The sequence below is a fragment of the Allorhizobium borbori genome (genome assembly GCF_014196535.1).
Lineage (GTDB): Bacteria > Pseudomonadota > Alphaproteobacteria > Rhizobiales > Rhizobiaceae > Ectorhizobium > Ectorhizobium borbori.
Genome location: NZ_JACIDU010000010.1, coordinates 119,773 through 136,585, shown reverse-complemented (window position 1 = coordinate 136,585; position 16,813 = coordinate 119,773). Strand labels below are relative to the sequence as shown.

At 62.3% G+C, this 16,813-nt stretch carries 19 protein-coding genes and 1 tRNA gene; 13 read left to right on the top strand and 7 right to left on the bottom strand.

Going from position 1 to position 16,813, the window contains the following annotated elements; genetic code table 11:
- Positions 1–61 precede the first annotated feature (61 nt).
- Together GGQ66_RS13595 and GGQ66_RS13590 are read left to right on the top strand one after the other, a co-directional pair.
- On the top strand, positions 62–391 hold the full coding sequence (locus GGQ66_RS13595) for a hypothetical protein (RefSeq protein WP_183793262.1): 330 nt from the start codon (positions 62–64) through the stop codon (positions 389–391).
- 315 nt (positions 392–706) lie between these two features.
- Positions 707–1,786, top strand: coding sequence for a helix-turn-helix domain-containing protein (locus tag GGQ66_RS13590; protein ID WP_183793261.1), 1,080 nt, complete (start codon positions 707–709; stop codon positions 1,784–1,786).
- A 263-nt stretch (positions 1,787–2,049) separates the two neighbouring features.
- Here GGQ66_RS13590 and GGQ66_RS13585 read toward each other — a convergent pair.
- Positions 2,050–2,139 (bottom strand) — tRNA-Ser (locus GGQ66_RS13585).
- A gap of 291 nt (positions 2,140–2,430) precedes the next feature.
- On the opposite strand from GGQ66_RS13585, the gene rplU reads away from it, so the two are divergent.
- The 3 genes from rplU (at position 2,431) to GGQ66_RS13570 (ending at position 3,825) form a co-directional block, all read left to right on the top strand.
- A complete protein-coding gene (rplU, locus tag GGQ66_RS13580) occupies positions 2,431–2,742 on the top strand; it encodes a 50S ribosomal protein L21 (RefSeq protein WP_183793260.1) in 312 nt (103 codons plus the stop codon).
- Between the two features lie 35 nt (positions 2,743–2,777).
- A complete protein-coding gene (gene rpmA / locus GGQ66_RS13575) occupies positions 2,778–3,050 on the top strand; it encodes a 50S ribosomal protein L27 (RefSeq protein ID WP_183793259.1) in 273 nt (90 codons plus the stop codon).
- A 139-nt stretch (positions 3,051–3,189) separates the two neighbouring features.
- Positions 3,190–3,825, top strand: coding sequence for a GNAT family N-acetyltransferase (locus GGQ66_RS13570; protein WP_183793258.1), 636 nt, complete (start codon positions 3,190–3,192; stop codon positions 3,823–3,825).
- Positions 3,826–3,881: 56 nt separating this feature from the next.
- Here the strand turns inward: GGQ66_RS13570 and GGQ66_RS13565 are convergent, their stop codons facing one another.
- Positions 3,882–4,748: an endonuclease/exonuclease/phosphatase family protein gene (locus tag GGQ66_RS13565; RefSeq protein WP_183793257.1), complete on the bottom strand. Its 867-nt coding sequence runs from the start codon at positions 4,746–4,748 to the stop codon at positions 3,882–3,884.
- An 84-nt stretch (positions 4,749–4,832) separates the two neighbouring features.
- Between GGQ66_RS13565 and obgE the strand changes: the two genes are divergently transcribed.
- The 5 genes from obgE to GGQ66_RS13540 all read left to right on the top strand — a co-directional run bounded on the left by obgE (position 4,833) and on the right by GGQ66_RS13540 (position 10,699).
- Complete coding sequence (gene obgE, locus GGQ66_RS13560) at positions 4,833–5,906, top strand: GTPase ObgE (protein ID WP_183793256.1); 1,074 nt, start codon at positions 4,833–4,835, stop codon at positions 5,904–5,906.
- Positions 5,881–7,074, top strand: coding sequence for a glutamate 5-kinase (gene proB, locus GGQ66_RS13555; protein WP_183793255.1), 1,194 nt, complete (start codon positions 5,881–5,883; stop codon positions 7,072–7,074). Before obgE ends, proB begins: the two co-directional genes overlap by 26 nt.
- A complete protein-coding gene (locus GGQ66_RS13550) occupies positions 7,067–8,341 on the top strand; it encodes a glutamate-5-semialdehyde dehydrogenase (protein WP_183793254.1) in 1,275 nt (424 codons plus the stop codon). The genes proB and GGQ66_RS13550 overlap by 8 nt, the downstream gene beginning before the upstream one ends.
- A gap of 1 nt (position 8,342) precedes the next feature.
- Positions 8,343–8,978, top strand: coding sequence for a nicotinate-nucleotide adenylyltransferase (locus tag GGQ66_RS13545; RefSeq protein ID WP_183793253.1), 636 nt, complete (start codon positions 8,343–8,345; stop codon positions 8,976–8,978).
- 77 nt (positions 8,979–9,055) lie between these two features.
- Positions 9,056–10,699 (top strand): phosphoethanolamine transferase, encoded by a 1,644-nt coding sequence (locus GGQ66_RS13540; protein WP_183793252.1) that lies wholly within the window; start codon positions 9,056–9,058, stop codon positions 10,697–10,699.
- A gap of 197 nt (positions 10,700–10,896) precedes the next feature.
- On the opposite strand, the gene GGQ66_RS13535 is transcribed toward GGQ66_RS13540, so the two are convergent.
- The gene (locus GGQ66_RS13535; RefSeq protein WP_183793251.1) at positions 10,897–11,439 is read right to left on the bottom strand and encodes a cytochrome b/b6 domain-containing protein; all 543 of its coding nucleotides are present in this window, start codon (positions 11,437–11,439) and stop codon (positions 10,897–10,899) included.
- On the bottom strand, positions 11,439–11,705 hold the full coding sequence (locus tag GGQ66_RS13530; RefSeq protein ID WP_183793250.1) for a PepSY domain-containing protein: 267 nt from the start codon (positions 11,703–11,705) through the stop codon (positions 11,439–11,441). The genes GGQ66_RS13535 and GGQ66_RS13530 overlap by 1 nt, the downstream gene beginning before the upstream one ends.
- A gap of 199 nt (positions 11,706–11,904) precedes the next feature.
- Between GGQ66_RS13530 and GGQ66_RS13525 the strand changes: the two genes are divergently transcribed.
- Genes GGQ66_RS13525 through GGQ66_RS13515 form a run of 3 tightly spaced genes read left to right on the top strand, consistent with a single transcriptional unit; the run spans position 11,905 to position 14,154 of the window.
- On the top strand, positions 11,905–12,564 hold the full coding sequence (locus GGQ66_RS13525; RefSeq protein WP_183793249.1) for a response regulator: 660 nt from the start codon (positions 11,905–11,907) through the stop codon (positions 12,562–12,564).
- Between the two features lie 52 nt (positions 12,565–12,616).
- The gene (locus GGQ66_RS13520) at positions 12,617–13,957 is read left to right on the top strand and encodes a sensor histidine kinase (protein ID WP_183793248.1); all 1,341 of its coding nucleotides are present in this window, start codon (positions 12,617–12,619) and stop codon (positions 13,955–13,957) included.
- Between the two features lie 59 nt (positions 13,958–14,016).
- On the top strand, positions 14,017–14,154 hold the full coding sequence (locus GGQ66_RS13515; protein ID WP_183793247.1) for a hypothetical protein: 138 nt from the start codon (positions 14,017–14,019) through the stop codon (positions 14,152–14,154).
- A 6-nt stretch (positions 14,155–14,160) separates the two neighbouring features.
- Here GGQ66_RS13515 and GGQ66_RS13510 read toward each other — a convergent pair whose 3' ends face one another.
- The 3 genes from GGQ66_RS13510 to GGQ66_RS13500 are packed head-to-tail and all read right to left on the bottom strand — an operon-like array spanning position 14,161 to position 16,804.
- A complete protein-coding gene (locus tag GGQ66_RS13510) occupies positions 14,161–14,946 on the bottom strand; it encodes an ABC transporter ATP-binding protein (RefSeq protein ID WP_183793246.1) in 786 nt (261 codons plus the stop codon).
- Entirely contained in the window at positions 14,943–15,941 is a 999-nt protein-coding gene (locus GGQ66_RS13505; RefSeq protein ID WP_183793245.1) for a FecCD family ABC transporter permease, read from the bottom strand. Before GGQ66_RS13505 ends, GGQ66_RS13510 begins: the two co-directional genes overlap by 4 nt.
- Positions 15,938–16,804 carry an ABC transporter substrate-binding protein gene (locus GGQ66_RS13500; RefSeq protein WP_183793244.1) on the bottom strand — a complete coding sequence of 289 codons (867 nt, stop codon included), beginning with the start codon at positions 16,802–16,804 and terminating at the stop codon, positions 15,938–15,940. The genes GGQ66_RS13505 and GGQ66_RS13500 overlap by 4 nt, the downstream gene beginning before the upstream one ends.
- Positions 16,805–16,813 lie beyond the last annotated feature (9 nt).

The following is a 16,813-nucleotide window of genomic DNA, read 5'->3' as shown; positions in this document are numbered from 1 at the left end:
CATCAGGCCGGGTTGATGCGATTGAGGCAATCCGGCCCATGACAGCCCACGGAGATCCGCCATGAGACTGCCGATCCTTCTCGCCGCACTGATGCCGCTTGCCGCCCTAACCGCCTGCTCGACCACCGGACCGGTCGATTGCGAGCGCAAGGACCCGAAGAAGCCGATGATGACCGGAAGCTGCAACGAAGGCCACGCGACGCCCCTGCTGCGCCGACCGAAGCCGCCTCTGACCCATGGCAAGGTCGCTCCGCTGCTGCGTCCGGTGAAGAAGGTCCCCGTGCGCGAGCCGATCAGTAGCGAACACGAAGGCGGAGGCGGAGGCGGCCCCTCGAGCGGCGGCAACAACTCCTCGACTGGCGGCGGCGGTTACACCCACGGCAAGATCTGAGCCGACAAGACCATCGACAGGCGTCCCCGCCGGTAACGGCCAGCTACCGCCTTGCCTCTCCCTCCAGGAGGCAAGGCGGGGTTCTTTGCAGTGGCAGGAGGCCTGCCCCGGCGGCAGAAATTGTTTCAGCGCAAGTCCACGTACCCTATTCCCCCCTCGGATCCTATTTGCCATACTATTTCTGGGATAGGGGGACGCGTCATCCGGGGTGAACGGTGTGGCATATCGGGAGATCACACCCAGCGGAAATGCCGCTTCTCCATGACCTGCATTCAGGCGACCGCATGCATGAACCTGCGGTAGACGGAGGCGCCTATGGTTCGACGGGTGGCGAAACGATACTGGAACGAACTCGATCTGGTCTGTTCCACCGGGGTCGGGCTTGAAGCCTTGGCGCCGCAGGTTTGCCGGCTGTTGCGTGAAATCGTCGGGGCCGATGCAGGCGCCCTCTTCTGGGTCGATGAAACCGGCCTTCCCGCCGGCTTCTTTCACGAAGACACCAATGCTCAGGCCCGCGATCTGTTCGTCAACGCCTTCGAGGCGCTTTTCACCGGGGACATGGAACTGAATGTCGCGACGCTCGTGCGATTCAAGGGAGCGAATTGCGGTCACCTTCTGGCACCGCCCGACCACTACTGGCGCTCCAATACCTATAATCTTCTCGTGCGCGCCAGCGGCCACCGTCACACGCTTGATCTGCGCGTGGACCATGAAGGGCGACCACGCGCCATCATCATGCTCTTCAGGCGGCGCACCGACGCGTTCACGCAGGAACATCAGATACTCCTGCAAATGGCGCTTCCTTGCCTGCGCAAGGCTTTCATCAAGCCACCCGGCGCAGACCGGTGGTCTGAAACCGCCCCGCCCGCTTACATCATTACAGACCGCAACGGTGAAACACTGAAATTCGCCACCGAAGCGGCCCATCTCCTGCTGCAACAGGGCAACCAGGTTGCACAGGGCGTACCCGCGAGCGGCCCCCTCATCGTTCCTCCACTGTTCGTCAGAGCCCTTTGCCAGCGCCTTGTCGACGAGGCGAGACCATCACAGTTGCTGCCATCCGCCCACGGACGGCTGCGCGTCAGCGCCGAATATCTGAGCGGCCCGCAGACCGGCCAGGCCGCAGTCCTCGTCACGCTCGTCAGCGAAGTGCCGGACCGGCTGGCGCTGGTGACACAAGTGCTCGACCTCGACCTCTCCCCCAGGCAGAAGTCCATTCTGCTGGCGGCTGTCTCCGGCGTATCACGCGCGCAAGCGACACAGGCGACCGGCACCAGTCCGGAAGCGATGAAGAAGCATCTCATGGCGATCTTCACCGCAACCGGGGTTCATTCCTGGCAGGATTTGCAGCAACGTTTCACGGCGAAAACGGGTCATGACGGCCTATCGGCATAAAGGCGTGACCGGTATCACGCATATGGGCCATATCCTGCGATTGGTCTGCCCCTGACAAGCCAGAAACTGTGGAAGGAACCGCAGGGTCGAAGCCAAACCTATGGCCTCAAGGTCTCCCCTAAAATGCGAAAGGCTGAACAGCCCAATCCATTCTATTCCCATGCGCCTACATCGCGCCTAACAGCAGAAAGCCACTAAGCCAGGCCAACGCAAGCGGCCGAAAACCAAAAGCTTCGGGACAATCCTGCCATCCAAGGAAGATATGGCGGAGAGGGAGGGATTTGAACCCCCGATACGGTTGCCCGTATGCCGCATTTCGAGTGCGGTGCATTCAACCACTCTGCCACCTCTCCGCGTCGTGGTTGGCTCCTTGGGAGCGCGGGCTGTCTCTTAGCGATGAAAAAGAGGGTTGGCAAGGGACTTTATGCGTTCTTTCAGCGCTTTCGTCTTGACAGTTCATATGCGCTCGCGTAATCGCCCACACCGGTAGATATGGGCTCACTGTATCTTCGCGTGCCCCTGAGGGTGCGATCATCCGGAAATGGTGTGAAAACACGGTTTCCGATTTTCCGACTGACAAAAAGACGGTCGCCTGATTCGCTTGAAGAGGGCAGAGCCGGATAACGGACATGAAAGGATAAAAAATGTTCGCAGTCATCAAGACCGGCGGTAAGCAGTACCGCGTGAGCGCCGACGACGTGCTGACCATCGAAAAGCTGGAAGCCGAAGCCGGTGCAACCATCGAATTCAACGAAGTGCTCGTGGTCGGCGAAGGCGCTGACGCCAAGATCGGCGCTCCCTTCGTTGCCGGCGCCGTCGTGAAGGCCGAAGTGGTCGAACACAACCGCGGCAAGAAGGTTCTGTCGTTCAAGAAGCGTCGCCGCCAGAATTCCAAGCGAATTCGCGGTCACCGCCAGCACCACACCGTCGTCCGCATCACGGCCATCTCGGCCTGATCCGGAATCGCAACAAGATTTAAAGGAGAACTCCAATGGCACATAAAAAAGCTGGCGGTTCCTCGCGTAACGGTCGCGATTCCGAGTCCAAGCGCCTTGGCGTGAAGAAGTTCGGCGGCGAAGCCGTGATCCCGGGCAACATCATCGTGCGTCAGCGCGGCACCAAGTGGCATCCGGGCGCCAATGTCGGCCTCGGCAAGGACCACACGATTTTTGCACTCACGGATGGCAACGTGTCCTTCGCCCGCAAAGCGAATGGCCGAGTCTACGTGTCTGTGGCCCCGAAAGCCGCAGAAGCAGCGGAATAAGCCGGTAGCGCTTTAAAACAGCCGGCGTCGCATCGACCCGGCTGAAGCGCATCTGCAGGTTCAGCAAGAAAAAAGGGGAGATGGGGCGCCACCCACCTCCCCTTTTTCTTTTCACTCCAGCCAAACAGGAGAGCTGACCATGCAAGGCGAACTTTTAAGGGAGAGCCAATCCCGGCCCCCCGAGGAACGGCAAAAGCCCGATAGTAGCAGACGCTTCTGCCCCGTTTTGTTGTCGCGGAGACTGGTTCTGCGCGCACCCCACGAAGACGATATCGACGCACTTGCCCATCTCGCCAATAACGCCGCCATCGCCACGATGGTTTCCCGTATGCCGCATCCCTACACGGCAACGGATGCTGCCGACTTCGTGCGACGCACGAAGGAAGGCGGGATCGGCAAATGCGTCTACGCCATTACACGCGCGGACAACGGCGAGTTCCTCGGCTGCTGCGGACTTGAACCGCAGGACGATGACAGCAAGACACTGGAAATCGGCTACTGGCTGGGCGAACCCTACTGGAACGCCGGCTATACGACCGAGGCCGCCCATGCGCTGGTCGACATGGCCTTCCGCTCGCGTGACATCGACCAGATCGATGCGCGTTGCCGGGTCATGAACGTCGCCTCCCGGCGCGTCATCCAGAAGTGCGGCTTCCAGTTCCAGGGGTCCGGCATGGTGCCGTCGCTGGCGCTTGGCGGCATGGTTGCCGTCGAATGGTACCGGCTGGACCGCAAGACCTGGCTGTCGCTGAGAAGCTGGGGTGAGGGCAAATAAGCCGTCAGCCTTTGAAAAAGGGAAGTCGCTGCACAGGCGGCTTCCCGACAGTCCGGTCATTCAAGCTCCAGCCAGAGTGGAAAATGATCGGAGCCCTCGGCCTGCGTATCGATGAAGACGTTCTTCATGCGCGGCACGAGGTTGCAATGCAGGAAGGCATAGTCGAAGAGCGCGGTGATCGGTCCCTCATCGGTGGGCAGCAGCCAGCTATGGGTCTCCGGCGTCAGCCCACCGAGGCGAGCCAGCGCATCGACGGGGCGGTCATGGCGTAGCGGACGGCCGAAACCGGGCGTGGCGCGACCGGCCATCGCGTCATATTCGATGCTCTCCGGCAGCATGTTGAAATCGCCGAGGACCACGTAATCCTCTGGCAGTGGCGGGTCGGTCATACCATATTCATGGGCGCCGGTCAGCGCACCGCCTTCCAGCGTAAACTGCCGGATGCGGTCGTTGAGGAAGGCGATCTGGGCAAGGCGTTCGTCGGCGCTGACGTGATCGAGATGCAGACTGTAGACGCGAAGCGGGCCCGAGGGTGTTGCTATGACGGCTTCCAGCGCCGAGCGCTGCATGTTCATGCGCTCCACGGTGCGCCCGCGCGGCAGAAGCAGGGTACGGGCGGCAAGAATCGGGTGGCGCGACAGGATCATATTGCCGAACTGGAAGCGGCGTTCGACAGCACGGCCATCGGCACTGAAACCGGCCTCGAGAAGCACATCGCAACTTGCGGCAAAACGTTTGTAATAGAAGGGAAAGTGAGGCTCGAGATCGGCCACCATATCGGCATGACCGTTGCGAAAGAAACCGCGCGTCACTTCCTGAAGGGCAATGACATCCGCACCGTCAAGATTGGAAGCGATGCGGGCTGGGTCATAGCGTCCATCCAGCCCCATGCCGAACTGGACATTGTAAGTGACGAGTTTCACGATAACCTTTGACCTCCGGGGCCCGCCTCTGTATCGAGAACGGCAAGCGAAAACACTGAATACTAAAGCGCGAGCGACTTTGACATGAAATTTCTCGATGAAGCCAAGGTTTACATCCGGTCCGGGGATGGCGGCGCTGGAGCCGTGTCCTTCCGGCGTGAGAAGTTCATCGAGTTCGGCGGGCCGGATGGCGGCGATGGCGGACGCGGCGGCGACGTGTGGGTGGAGGCCGTGAACGGTCTCAACACCCTCATCGACTTCCGCTACCAGCAGCACTTCAAGGGCCAGACAGGCACGCACGGCATGGGCCGCAACCGCACCGGCAGCAATGGCGCCAGCGTGACGCTGAAAGTGCCGGTCGGTACGCAGATCTTCGAGGAAGACAATGAAACGCTGATCTGCGACCTGACGGTCGAGGGCCAGAAGTTTCGGCTGGCCAAGGGCGGCAATGGCGGCTTCGGCAATGCCTATTTCAAAAGCTCGACCAACCAGGCGCCCGACTGGGCCAATCCCGGCCTTGAAGGCGAGGAAAAGACCATCTGGCTACGGCTGAAGCTGATTGCCGATGCCGGCCTCGTCGGCCTGCCCAATGCCGGCAAGTCCACCTTCCTTGCCACCTGCACCCGCGCGCGTCCGAAGATCGCCAACTATCCGTTCACGACGCTGCATCCGAACCTCGGTGTCGCCACCGTCGATGGCCGCGAATTCGTTCTGGCCGATATTCCCGGCCTCATCGAAGGCGCGCATGAGGGTGTCGGCCTCGGTGACCGTTTCCTCGGTCATGTGGAGCGCACCCGTGTGCTGCTGCATCTTGTTTCCGCGCAGGAAGAAAAGGTCGGCAAGGCCTACAAGACCGTGAGACACGAACTGGAAGCCTATGGCGAGGTTCTGACCGAAAAGCCCGAGATCGTGGCACTGTCACAGATCGACGTGCTGGACGAGAAGGAACTCAAGAAGAAGGCCAGGGAACTGGAAAAGGCCTGCGGCAAGCCGATCTTCCTGATTTCCGCGGCGACCCATCTCGGCATGCAGGACGTGCTGCGCGCGCTGCGCGACATCATTACCGAAGCCACCCCACCGTTGAAGGAGCCACCGCCGCCAGCCGGCGCCGAGGACTTTGACGACGATGGGAATGATGGCGATGACGAAGACAAATGAAGTTCTGAAACCTTTTGAAAATGTGCGCCGCGTGGTCATCAAGATCGGCTCGGCGCTTCTGGTGGACCGCAAGAGCGGCCTGCGCACGGAATGGCTGGATTCGGTCTGCGCCGACATCGCGGCGTTGCGCGCGCGTGGCATCGACGTGCTGGTGGTGTCTTCGGGCGCCATTGCACTCGGCCGCTCGGTGCTGAAACTGCCGTCCGGCGCGCTGAAGCTGGAAGAAAGCCAGGCGTCTGCGGCTGTCGGCCAGATCGAGCTGGCGCGGGCATGGTCGGAAAGCCTGCACCGCGACGACATCGTCGCCGGCCAGATCCTGCTGACCTTCGGCGACACCGAAGAGCGCCGCCGCTATCTCAATGCGCGCGCCACGCTGACCCAGCTTCTGAAGCTGAAGGCCGTGCCGATCATCAACGAGAACGACACGGTTGCGACCAACGAAATCCGCTATGGCGACAACGACCGTCTGGCGGCGCGCGTCGCCACCATGATCGGCGCCGACCTTCTGGTGCTGCTTTCGGATATCGACGGGCTCTATACGGCCCCGCCGCATCTCGATCCGGAAGCGCTGTTCCTGCCGATCATTCCCGAAATCACACCCGAGATCGAGGCGATGGCGGGGGGCGCGGCTTCCGAGCTTTCGCGCGGCGGCATGCGCACCAAGGTGGAGGCGGGCAAGATTGCCACGGCCGCCGGCTGCGCCATGCTGATTGCCTCCGGCAAGGTGCTGAACCCGCTGAAATCCATCGAGAACGGCGCCCGCTTCTCGAAATTCGAAGCCGCGCGCAACCCCGTCAATGCCCGCAAGACCTGGATTGCCGGGCAACTTCACCCCGCCGGTGAGCTGCTGGTGGACGAAGGGGCCGAAGACGCGCTCTATTCCGGCAAGAGCCTGCTGCCCGCTGGTGTGAAGGCCATCGAGGGCCACTTCAGCCGCGGCGACACGGTCGCGATCATGAGCCCCGAAGGCCACGAGATCGGTCGCGGCCTTGCCGGTTACGACGATGCCGATGCGCGCCTGATTGCCGGGCGCAAATCCGGCGAAATCGAAAAGATCCTCGGCTATGCCGGGCGCGCCGCCATGGTGCATCGCGACGATCTGGTCATGACCCATGCGGGCGGCCAGAACCGCGAAACGAAGAAGGGAAGGAAAAAGGCCAATGGCTGACACCATGATCGACATTGGAGCCCTGATGCTGGATATCGGCCGCCGCGCCCGTGCCGCCGCCCGTCCGCTCGCCTTCGCCGACACCGCCGCCAAGAATAATGCGCTGCTCGCCATGGCCGATGCCATCGATGCCGCCAGGACCGACATTCTCGCCGCCAACACGCTCGACATGCAGCGCGCCGAGGCCAATGGCATTTCCGGCTCGTTCCTTGACCGCCTGCTGCTGAACGAGACCCGTCTCGCCGGGATTTCCGAAGGCATCCGCGCCATTGCGGCGCTGAAGGACCCGGTGGGCGAAACCATCGCCGCCTGGGAGCGCCCGAACGGGTTGAAGATCGAGCGCGTGCGCACGCCGCTCGGCGTCATCGGGGTGATCTATGAAAGCCGCCCGAACGTGACGGCGGATGCCGGCGCGCTCTGCCTGAAGGCCGGCAATGCCGTGATCCTGCGGGGCGGCTCGGACTCGCTCCATTCCTCCCGTGCCATCCATGCCTGCCTGGTTGCGGGCCTGAGGGCTGCCGGCCTGCCCGAGGATGCAATCCAGCTCGTGCCCGTGTCCGATCGTGCCGCCGTGGGCGCCATGCTGACCGGGCTCGACGGCAATATCGACGTTATCGTGCCGCGCGGCGGCAAAAGCCTTGTCGGACGCGTTCAGTCGGAAGCGCGTGTGCCGGTCTTCGCGCATCTCGAGGGTCTGTGCCATGTCTATGTCGATGCCTCCGCCGATCTGGAGATGGCGAAGAAGATCGTCGTCAACGCCAAGATGCGCCGCACCGGCGTATGCGGCTCGGCCGAAACCCTGCTGATCGACAGCGCGGCCATCGGCACGCATCTGATGCCGCTGCTGGAAGCGCTGACGGAGGCTGGCTGCGAAATCCGCGCCTCGGCCGCCGTTCTCAAGGTGCATCCCGGCTTCAAGCCGGCAACGGAAGAGGACTGGCACACGGAATATCTCGATGCGATCATTTCGGTCGCTATCGTCGACGGCATTTCCGGCGCCATCGATCACATTGCCCGCTATTCGTCGCATCATACCGAAGCGGTCATCGCCGAAGACCCGCAGGTGGTGGAGCGGTTCTTCAACGAGATCGATTCCGCCATCCTGCTGCACAATGCCTCCACCCAGTTCGCGGATGGCGGAGAATTCGGCATGGGCGCGGAAATCGGCATCGCCACCGGCAAGATGCATGCGCGCGGGCCGGTGGGTGTCGAACAGCTCACCTCCTTCAACTACCGGGTTCACGGCACCGGGCAGGTTCGCCCCTGACATGACGGCAGCCGTTGAGGAGAAGATCGAGCGCCGACACCTGATCATGCCGCAGAGCACGCGCGGCATGATAATCGGCCTGTTCGGCGGCTCCTTCAATCCCCCTCATGCCGGTCATGCACTGGTGGCGGAAATTGCCCTGCGCCGGCTGAACCTCGACCAGCTCTGGTGGATGGTGACGCCGGGCAACCCGCTTAAAAGCCGCGGTAATCTGGCGCCCTTGTGCGAACGGCTGGCGCTCTCGGAAAAGCTGGTCCACGACCCCGCCGTAAAGGTGACGGCCTTCGAAAAAAGCCTCGGCACCAGCTACACGGCACGCACGCTTGCCTTCGTGAAGGCGCGCAATCCGCATGTGCGCTTCATCTGGATCATGGGCGCGGACAATCTCAAGAGCTTCGATCGCTGGCAGAACTGGCGGAAAATCGTGGAAACCTTCCCGATTGCCGTCATCGACAGACCCGGCTCCACCCTTTCCTATCTCTCCTCGAAAATGGCGCGCACCTATGATTATGCCCGCATCGACGAGGAGGATGCCGGCGTGTTGTGGAAACACCGCGCGCCCGCCTGGAGCTTCATCCACGGCCCCCGCTCGACGCTGAGTTCCACGGCACTGAGAGCTGCCGCCAAGCAAAGCTGACGAACGTTCAGGTTCCCGTCAGGAAACAGGTCCATTCGCAACTTTCCGTTTGATTTCGCGGAAGGAAGCGACACGCAATGACGAACAGGACCCGCACCGACGGCAATCGCGGCAGCCAGCGCCCGGCGCTCGGCAGCGCGACCGTCAGCATATTGACGGCCGCCTATCTTCTGCTCATCACCAACCGGACCTTCTGGACCAAGGCGCTGACCTATTTCGATGATACGCGCACCGTCGTGCTGCTGGCCATCGGTCTGATTGCGCTGGCCTCGGCTATCCTGATCGCCCTTTCGTTCAAATACATCACCAAGCCGATCCTCATCTTCATGGTCATCGCCGCGGCCTCGGCCTCCTGGTTCATGGACGGCTTCGGCACGATCATCGACAGGGAAATGGTGCGCAATGCCGTGACCACGACACCCGCCGAAGCAGGGCACCTCATCACCTTCGGCTTCATCAAGCACATGGTTCTGTTCGGTGTTATCCCCGTCGGCCTGCTGCTGTGGGTCCGGATCGAACACAAGACGTTCGGCCGCAAGCTGAAGACCAATCTCGGTCTGATTGCCCTGATGCTGGCCGTCACCGCCGCAGCCGGGCTTACCGAAGCGCGCACGCTGTCCTCCACCAGCCGCGCCCATCGCGATCTTCTGGCAACGCTGAACCCCTTTACGCCCATCGTGCAGGTGGCACGCTATTTCATCGGCACGGCCAAGGTTGCGAATGTCGTTGTCGAAAAGCGCGGACTCGATGCACAAGTCGATGCTCCCGTTTCGGCCAGTGGCCGGCCGCGCGTGCTGGTCGTGGTGGCCGGCGAGACCGCCCGCGCCGAAAGCTTTGCACTCGGCGGCTACAGCCGCGATACCAACCCGGAACTGTCGAAGCTCGACATCACCTATTTTCCGAAAACGACAAGCTGCGGCACCGCCACCGCCGTATCCATTCCCTGCATGTTCTCGGTATTCGGCCGCAAGGACTATACGTTCGAAAAGGGCGTGAGCACGGAGAACCTTGTCGATATTCTCACCCATGCCGGCATCCGCACCGAATGGTGGGAAAATAATACCGGGTCCAAGGGTGTGGCCGACCGCATCACTTCCCGCTCCTTTTCCAACGAGAACGACCCGCGCTTCTGCGTGAACCGTGAATGCCGCGACGAGGTTATCCTCGCCAATCTCGATAGCTGGCTGGAGAGCGTGAAGGGCGATGCCGTACTGGTTGTTCACCAGCTTGGCAGCCACGGCCCCGCTTACTACCAGCGCTATGCCGAGGAACGCCGCCATTTCACGCCCGACTGCCGTACCGATGAACTCGGCAACTGCTCGCGCGAGGAGATCGTCAACGCCTATGACAATACGATCCTCGAAACCGATCATTTCCTGGCGGCGATCATCGGCAAGCTGAAGGCGCATGAAGCCAATCTGGCCGGCTCCATGATCTACATGTCCGACCACGGCGAATCGCTCGGTGAAAAGGGTCTCTATCTCCATGGCGCGCCCTACTTCGTCGCCCCCTCGCAGCAGACCCACATCCCCTTCGTTCTGTGGCTTGGTCAGGACACCAAGAAGACCGTGGATGCCGGCTGCCTGACCGCCAAGACCGCGGAGGACGTTTCCCACGACAACCTCTACAGCACGGTTCTCGGCCTGATGTACGTTCAGACCAAGGAATACAAACACGATCTCGACGTCCTTGCGGCCTGCCGCAGCGATGTGAAGTCCTGACCACGGGCGGGAGACTTTCAAAGCGGCCTCCAAACGCTGTCTCGACCGTTGATGGAAGATCCGGCCCGGCCCGACACCGGGCCGGATTTCGTTTGTGGGGCACCGGATGCAACCACCAGCGCCTGCATGGCCAAACGAAAGAGGCCGCCCTGAAGATCAGGGCGGCCTCTTTCAATGGCTGGACGGCAGATGCAGGTTCAGGCGATGTCGCCCGCTTCAGGTGCGCGTTTGTTACCGGTCACCATGGCCACGGCCAGGTTTTCCTTGTGACGACGGCTTTCCATGATCACACCGCCAACATGCAGGACAAGGCAGCCAATAACGATATCGACCAGCAAGCCGTGCAATTCCTCGACCCATTCGATGCCCCAATAGGCATCGGTGGTCTGGAGCCAGCCGGTGAAGGCGATGCCGGACACGAGGCCCAGCAGGCACACCACCATGGCGCCGCCAAGGGGATTGTGGCCGAGATAACGTCGTTCCTCGCCGCGTCTCAGGGACGAGGCATAGGAAAGCACGGTGCGCGGCCCCTTCACGAACTGGGTGAAGCGGGTATAGCGCCCGCCGACGAAGCCCATGACGAGACGGGAGGCAACGAGCGCGCCGGCGGTGTAGCCGGCGAACTCATGAACGCTCTGAATCTCATCGCCCGTCGCCCAGGCCGTCGCCATGCTGGCGACGAGGCCCCAATGGAAGACCCTGACATAGGGCTCCCAGATGCGAACGGTCGGTTCGCTCATCAATCGTTGCTCTTCTTGTCGACGGCTTCGAGCGTCTTGGGGTTGAAGTAGGCTTCAACCTTCTTGCCGGCGGCATCAATGGCATAGGCTTCGTAGCAGCCGTCTTCCGTCTTGATCGAGCGGACTTTCCAGCCCTTCTGCTCGAGCTGACCCTGAAGCTTTTCACGCGGCTGCCACTCGCCGACCGGGACCTTGCACTTGTCGGCAGCAAGAGCCGCCCCCGAGGCGACAACGGACAGAAGGACGGCGCTGAGAACGAGTTTCATTCGATTTCTCCTTTGAATGAAATAACGATGGCCGTTTTTGCACCGGCTCACTGACATACGACTGAACGCTGGAAAAATGATGCGGCGAAGACGTTCAGGTTCCTGACAGTTTTGTCAGTCATTTAAGAAGAAAAATGAGATAAGTATTCTGCGCCGGTCCCGAAAGCGGCAAGGCGACAAGGATACGCTGGGAGGTTGCTTGAGAATTCTTCTTGTGGAAGACGACGTCATTCTGGGCGAAGCCGTGCGTGACCATGTGACCCTGCAGAGCCACGCGGTGGACTGGATGACGAACATTACCGATGCGCACGCCGCACTCGACACCACGAGCTACGGCATGATTCTTCTCGATCTGCGCCTGCCCGACGGCCGCGGCATCGACCTTCTGCGCACCTACCGCAACGAGGGCGGCACGACACCCGTGATCATCCTGACAGCGCACGACCAGATTTCCGACCGCATCGAGGGCCTGAACTTCGGCGCGGACGACTATCTCGTCAAGCCCTTCAATCTCGACGAGCTTTCCGCCCGCATGCAGGCGGTTGCCCGCCGCACCAATGGCCGCGCCACCGCCAATGTCCGCGTCGGCCAACTGGACATCAACGCAGCCGACCGGTTCGTGACGCTCGACGGCGCGCCGCTGACCCTTTCCGGCCGCGAGTGGGCCGTGCTCGACATGCTGCTGGCCCGCCCCGGCGCCGTCGTTTCCAAGAGCCAGATCGAGGAAGCGCTCTACGCCTTCGGATCGGAAATCGAAAGCAACACTGTCGAGGTCTATGTCAGCCGCCTGCGCAAGAAGTTGGGCAAGGAAAACATCGTCACGGTACGTGGCGTCGGTTACCGGCTTGGCAGGGACTGAACCGTTTGCGACAATGGCGCGATGATGAGGATGAACGGGCGCCGACGCTGACATGAACAACCACTCCATGACCCGTCGTCTGCTCATCGGCCTGATGACCAGCATCACGCTCATCTGGCTCATAGCCACAGTGATGGGCCTGTCGGTGATGGAAGAGGAGTATGACGAAACCTTCGACTCTTCCCTGCAGGAAACCGCCGAGCGGCTCGTTCCTCTGGTGGTGGATGACCTCTTCCGCAAGGAGGAAATTGTCGCCCCGCAGCAGCTTCAGGCCGCACGGCCGGATGAGGAAGGCGAATACCTGACCTATCAGGTGCGCGACAAGACCGGCAAAGTCCTCATCCACTCGCACGACGCCCCCCCGACACCCTTCCCCGCGCCCTTGCAGGGCGGCTTCTGGAGCGACGACACGCATCGCTATTACACGGCGACCGGCGTCAGCAACACCATCTTCGTGCAGGTGGCGGATGCCTTCGCCAACCGACGCGAGGCGCTTTCCGAAACGGGACTGGCGCTATTCCTGCCAATATTTGCCCTGCTGCCACTCGGACTGGCGCTGAGCTGGGTCATCACGCGCCGCGCACTCGCGCCGGTTGATGATCTCGGTCTCGAGATCGAAGCCAAGGACAGCGGCAACATGGAGCTTCTGAAAACAGATGCACTGCCGCTGGAGCTGCTGCCGATCGCCGGTTCGGTCAACGTTCTGCTGCAGCGGCTGCGCAATGCGCTGGAGGCGGAGCGGGAGTTCACCGCCAACAGTGCACACGAGCTTCGCACCCCGATCGCCGGCGCGCTGGCGCAGACGCAGTTGCTGATCAACGAACTGGGACAAGGGCCGGGCAAGCGAAGGGCCGGGCAGATTGAAACCTCGCTGGTCAAGCTTAACCATCTCGCCGAAAAGCTGCTGCAGCTTTCCCGCGCCCAGGCGGGCGTCGGCGTCTCTGAAAAGCCGGTGGATCTCATCCCCGTCCTGCGCGTCCTGATCGACGAGTTCCACCATTCCGGACAAGACGAAGACCGCCTGATCTGCCGCTGCGCTCCGAACGCCAGACTCCATGGCCATTACAATGCCGATGCCTTCGCCATTGCACTGCGCAACCTCATCGAAAACGCGCTGATCCATGGCGATCCCGACGCACCGGTCGAGGTTAGCCTGAAAGCCGATGGCTCCATCAGCGTCGTGAATGGCGGCCCGGTCTATACACCGGATGAACTGGCCAAGTTGACGGGCCGCTTCCAGCGCGGCCACACCACTGCCACCGGCTCCGGGCTTGGCCTGTCCATCGCCACCCGTTTCCTTGAACAGATGCATGCGACGCTGACGCTCGCTTCACCGGCCTCCGGCCGCGATGACGGGTTTGAAGCCGTCGTCCGCTTTCCGCACCAGGATTGAGGCCCCGTTCAGTCCGGTGTCAGTTTCGGCTGGCAAGAGGGGAGCGTGGAGGACCGCGCTTGAAACATCTGAAACTGAAATCGGGGGCGATCTTCGTGGCCGCATTGGCGCTGGTCGTGCTTCTCATTCCGCTGGCGCATGGCAGGGCCAAGACCACGTTGCCGCAGGCGGTTTCCCTCTTCAAGCCAAAACCGTAGCACCCGTCAGCGCCGCTCGACGAGATCGAGCGGCTGCACGACGAGACCATCCTCCGCCGTGCCGAAGAAACCGCTGACGCCGTAGATGGAGCGGAGCGTCTCAGGCGTCAGGACTGCCTCCGGCGGACCATCGGCCACGATCTTTCCACCGTTCAGGAGCACGAGCCGTGTGCACCAGCGGGCCGAAAGGCCGAGATCATGCATGGAGGCGATAATGCCGCGCCCTTCGCCGGCAAGATCGCGGAAAACGCGCATCAGCGCGATCTGATAGGCGGGATCAAGCCCTGCGGCGGGCTCATCAGCCAGGATGAGCGGCGTATCCTGCGCCAGCGCCCTTGCAATCAGCACACGGGCCTTTTCGCCGCCGGAAAGGGCGGTCGCCGGCCGCTTGGCAAACCGTGCCACATCCATGCGCACCATGGCATCCTTCACCGTCTGGCGATCCCTCGAAGAAAGCGGCGTAAAGCTCGAGCGATGCGGCGTGCGGCCAAGCGCCACCAATGTTTCCACCGGCACCGGCCAGGCGATTTCATGCTCCTGTGGCACATAGGCAAGGCGCAAGGCGCGCTCCGTCGTTCCGAGGCGGTCCAGCCGCTCGCCGGCGACCGAAACCGTGCCGCCCACCGGTATGAGCCCGGCGATTGCGCGCAGCAGCGTGGACTTGCCCGCACCATTCGGGCCGATAAGGCCGACGAATTCACCCGTCTTCACGCTGAGCGAAAGACCGCGCACCACAGACGTGCCGCCGAGATCGACATCAAGGCCGGCAATATCGAGGAGGGGGCCGCTCACAGGAGATCCCTCCGGCTTTTCCACACCAGCCACAGGAAGAAGGGCGCCCCGACAATCGCCGTCAGCACACCGAGCTTCAGGTCGCGGCCCGGCGCGACGAAACGCACGAGAATATCCGCGGCAAGGATCATGCTGGCGCCGCCAAGCGCGCTCGCCGGCAAAAGCCGCGATTGCAGACCACCCGTCAGTGGCCGCAGGATATGGGGAATGACAAGCCCGACGAAACCGATGGCGCCGGCGACGGCCGTGGCCGCGCCAACCGAAAGCGCCGTGCCGAGAATGGCAAAGCGACGGGTGCGGTTGAGATCGACTCCCATGCTGGCCGCCGCATCGGCGCCGAGCGTCAGCGCATCGAGCGACCGCCCGAGGCTTGCCAGCATCAGCCAGCCCGCAAGAATGAAGGGTGTGGCCAGCCACACATGCGTCATCGACCGATCGGCCAGCGAACCAAGCATCCAGAACATGATTTCAAGCGCGGCAAAGGGATTTGGCGAAAGATTAAGCGCCAGCGACGTCATGGCCGAGGCAAAGCTCGATACCGCGACCCCCGCCAGAATGACCGTGAGCACGCCACCGGACCCGGCCAATGCCTGCACGACAATCACCGCAATGAGCGCGCCGGCAAGCGCCGCCAGTGGCAGACCGAGTGGAAAGGCCGCCGAAAACCCGGTATAGATGGCAAGCACCGCGCCAAGCGAAGCAGACGACGAAATGCCGACCAGCCCCGGTTCTGCCAGCGGATTGCGCAAAAAGCCCTGAAGAACCGCGCCGGAAAGACCGAGCGTCGCCCCGGTCAGAAGCCCGAGAATGGCGCGCGGCAGACGGATTTCCTGCATGATGAGGACGATGGGTCCGCCATCACCGGAAAAAAGCGCCGAAAGGCTTTCGCCGAAGGCAATACCCGCCGGACCAAGCGCCAGTGACAGCACGAACAGCACGAACGTCAGAAACGTGAGGCCGCCGATGAGCAACCAGTAGCCGCGTGAAGCCATCATCGCGCAACCAGTTCCTGGCCCGCGGCGGCGCGCAGCATGTGAACGGCCGCAAGGGTGAACGGGCCGCCGCAGACCGTGTTACGCACCGGCATGGCGACCTCGCCGCTATGTTCTATGAGTGCCCGAAAGGCCGGGTGGACAAAATTTTCCTGCGCCAGCGCTGGCGGCTTGTAATCACGATCACCGGCCACGACGACATCCGGCATGGCAAGAACCAGCGCTTCCAGCGGAATGGACGCCGTGCCTTGAATGCCGAGCCGGGCCGCAAGGTTTTCGAGCCCGGCCGCCTCGAGCGCCGCATGCGCCAGCGTTCCGGAACCGGAGGTATAGCTGTTGGCATAATAAAGCGCGGCCAGCTTGCCGGAGCGCGGCAGACGCTTCAGCCGGTCGAGTTCAGCATCGATCTGGCCGACCAGTTCCTCCGCCCGCATTTCCTGACCGAGCAGAACACCCATACGCCGCATGCTGGCCTTGACGTCATCGAACGAGGTTTCCGGCGCGAATTGCTCGACGCGGATGTTCAGTTCCTTGAGAAGACCGACGGTGGCGCGAGTGGTGTAGACGCCGGCCAGCACGAGATCGGGCTTCTGCAGGAAGATTTCCTCCGCCTGACCGTGGTTGACGGGAAAGCCCTCGGCTTCCTTCACCATGGCGGAGCTTTGCGGATCGCGTGCGATGGCGGACACCGAAAGGAGCTGGCCCTTGCCGGCAATCAGCATGGCAAGCTGATCGGTGCAAAGATTGATGGAAACGACGCGGGCAGGCTTCGTGTCCGCCCACGCCGGGATGGCTGACAACAGGGCACAGGCGAGGAATGCAGCCAGCGCCGCCCCCTTTCCCCTGTGGTTCGCCCTGTTGGTCATCGCGTTTCC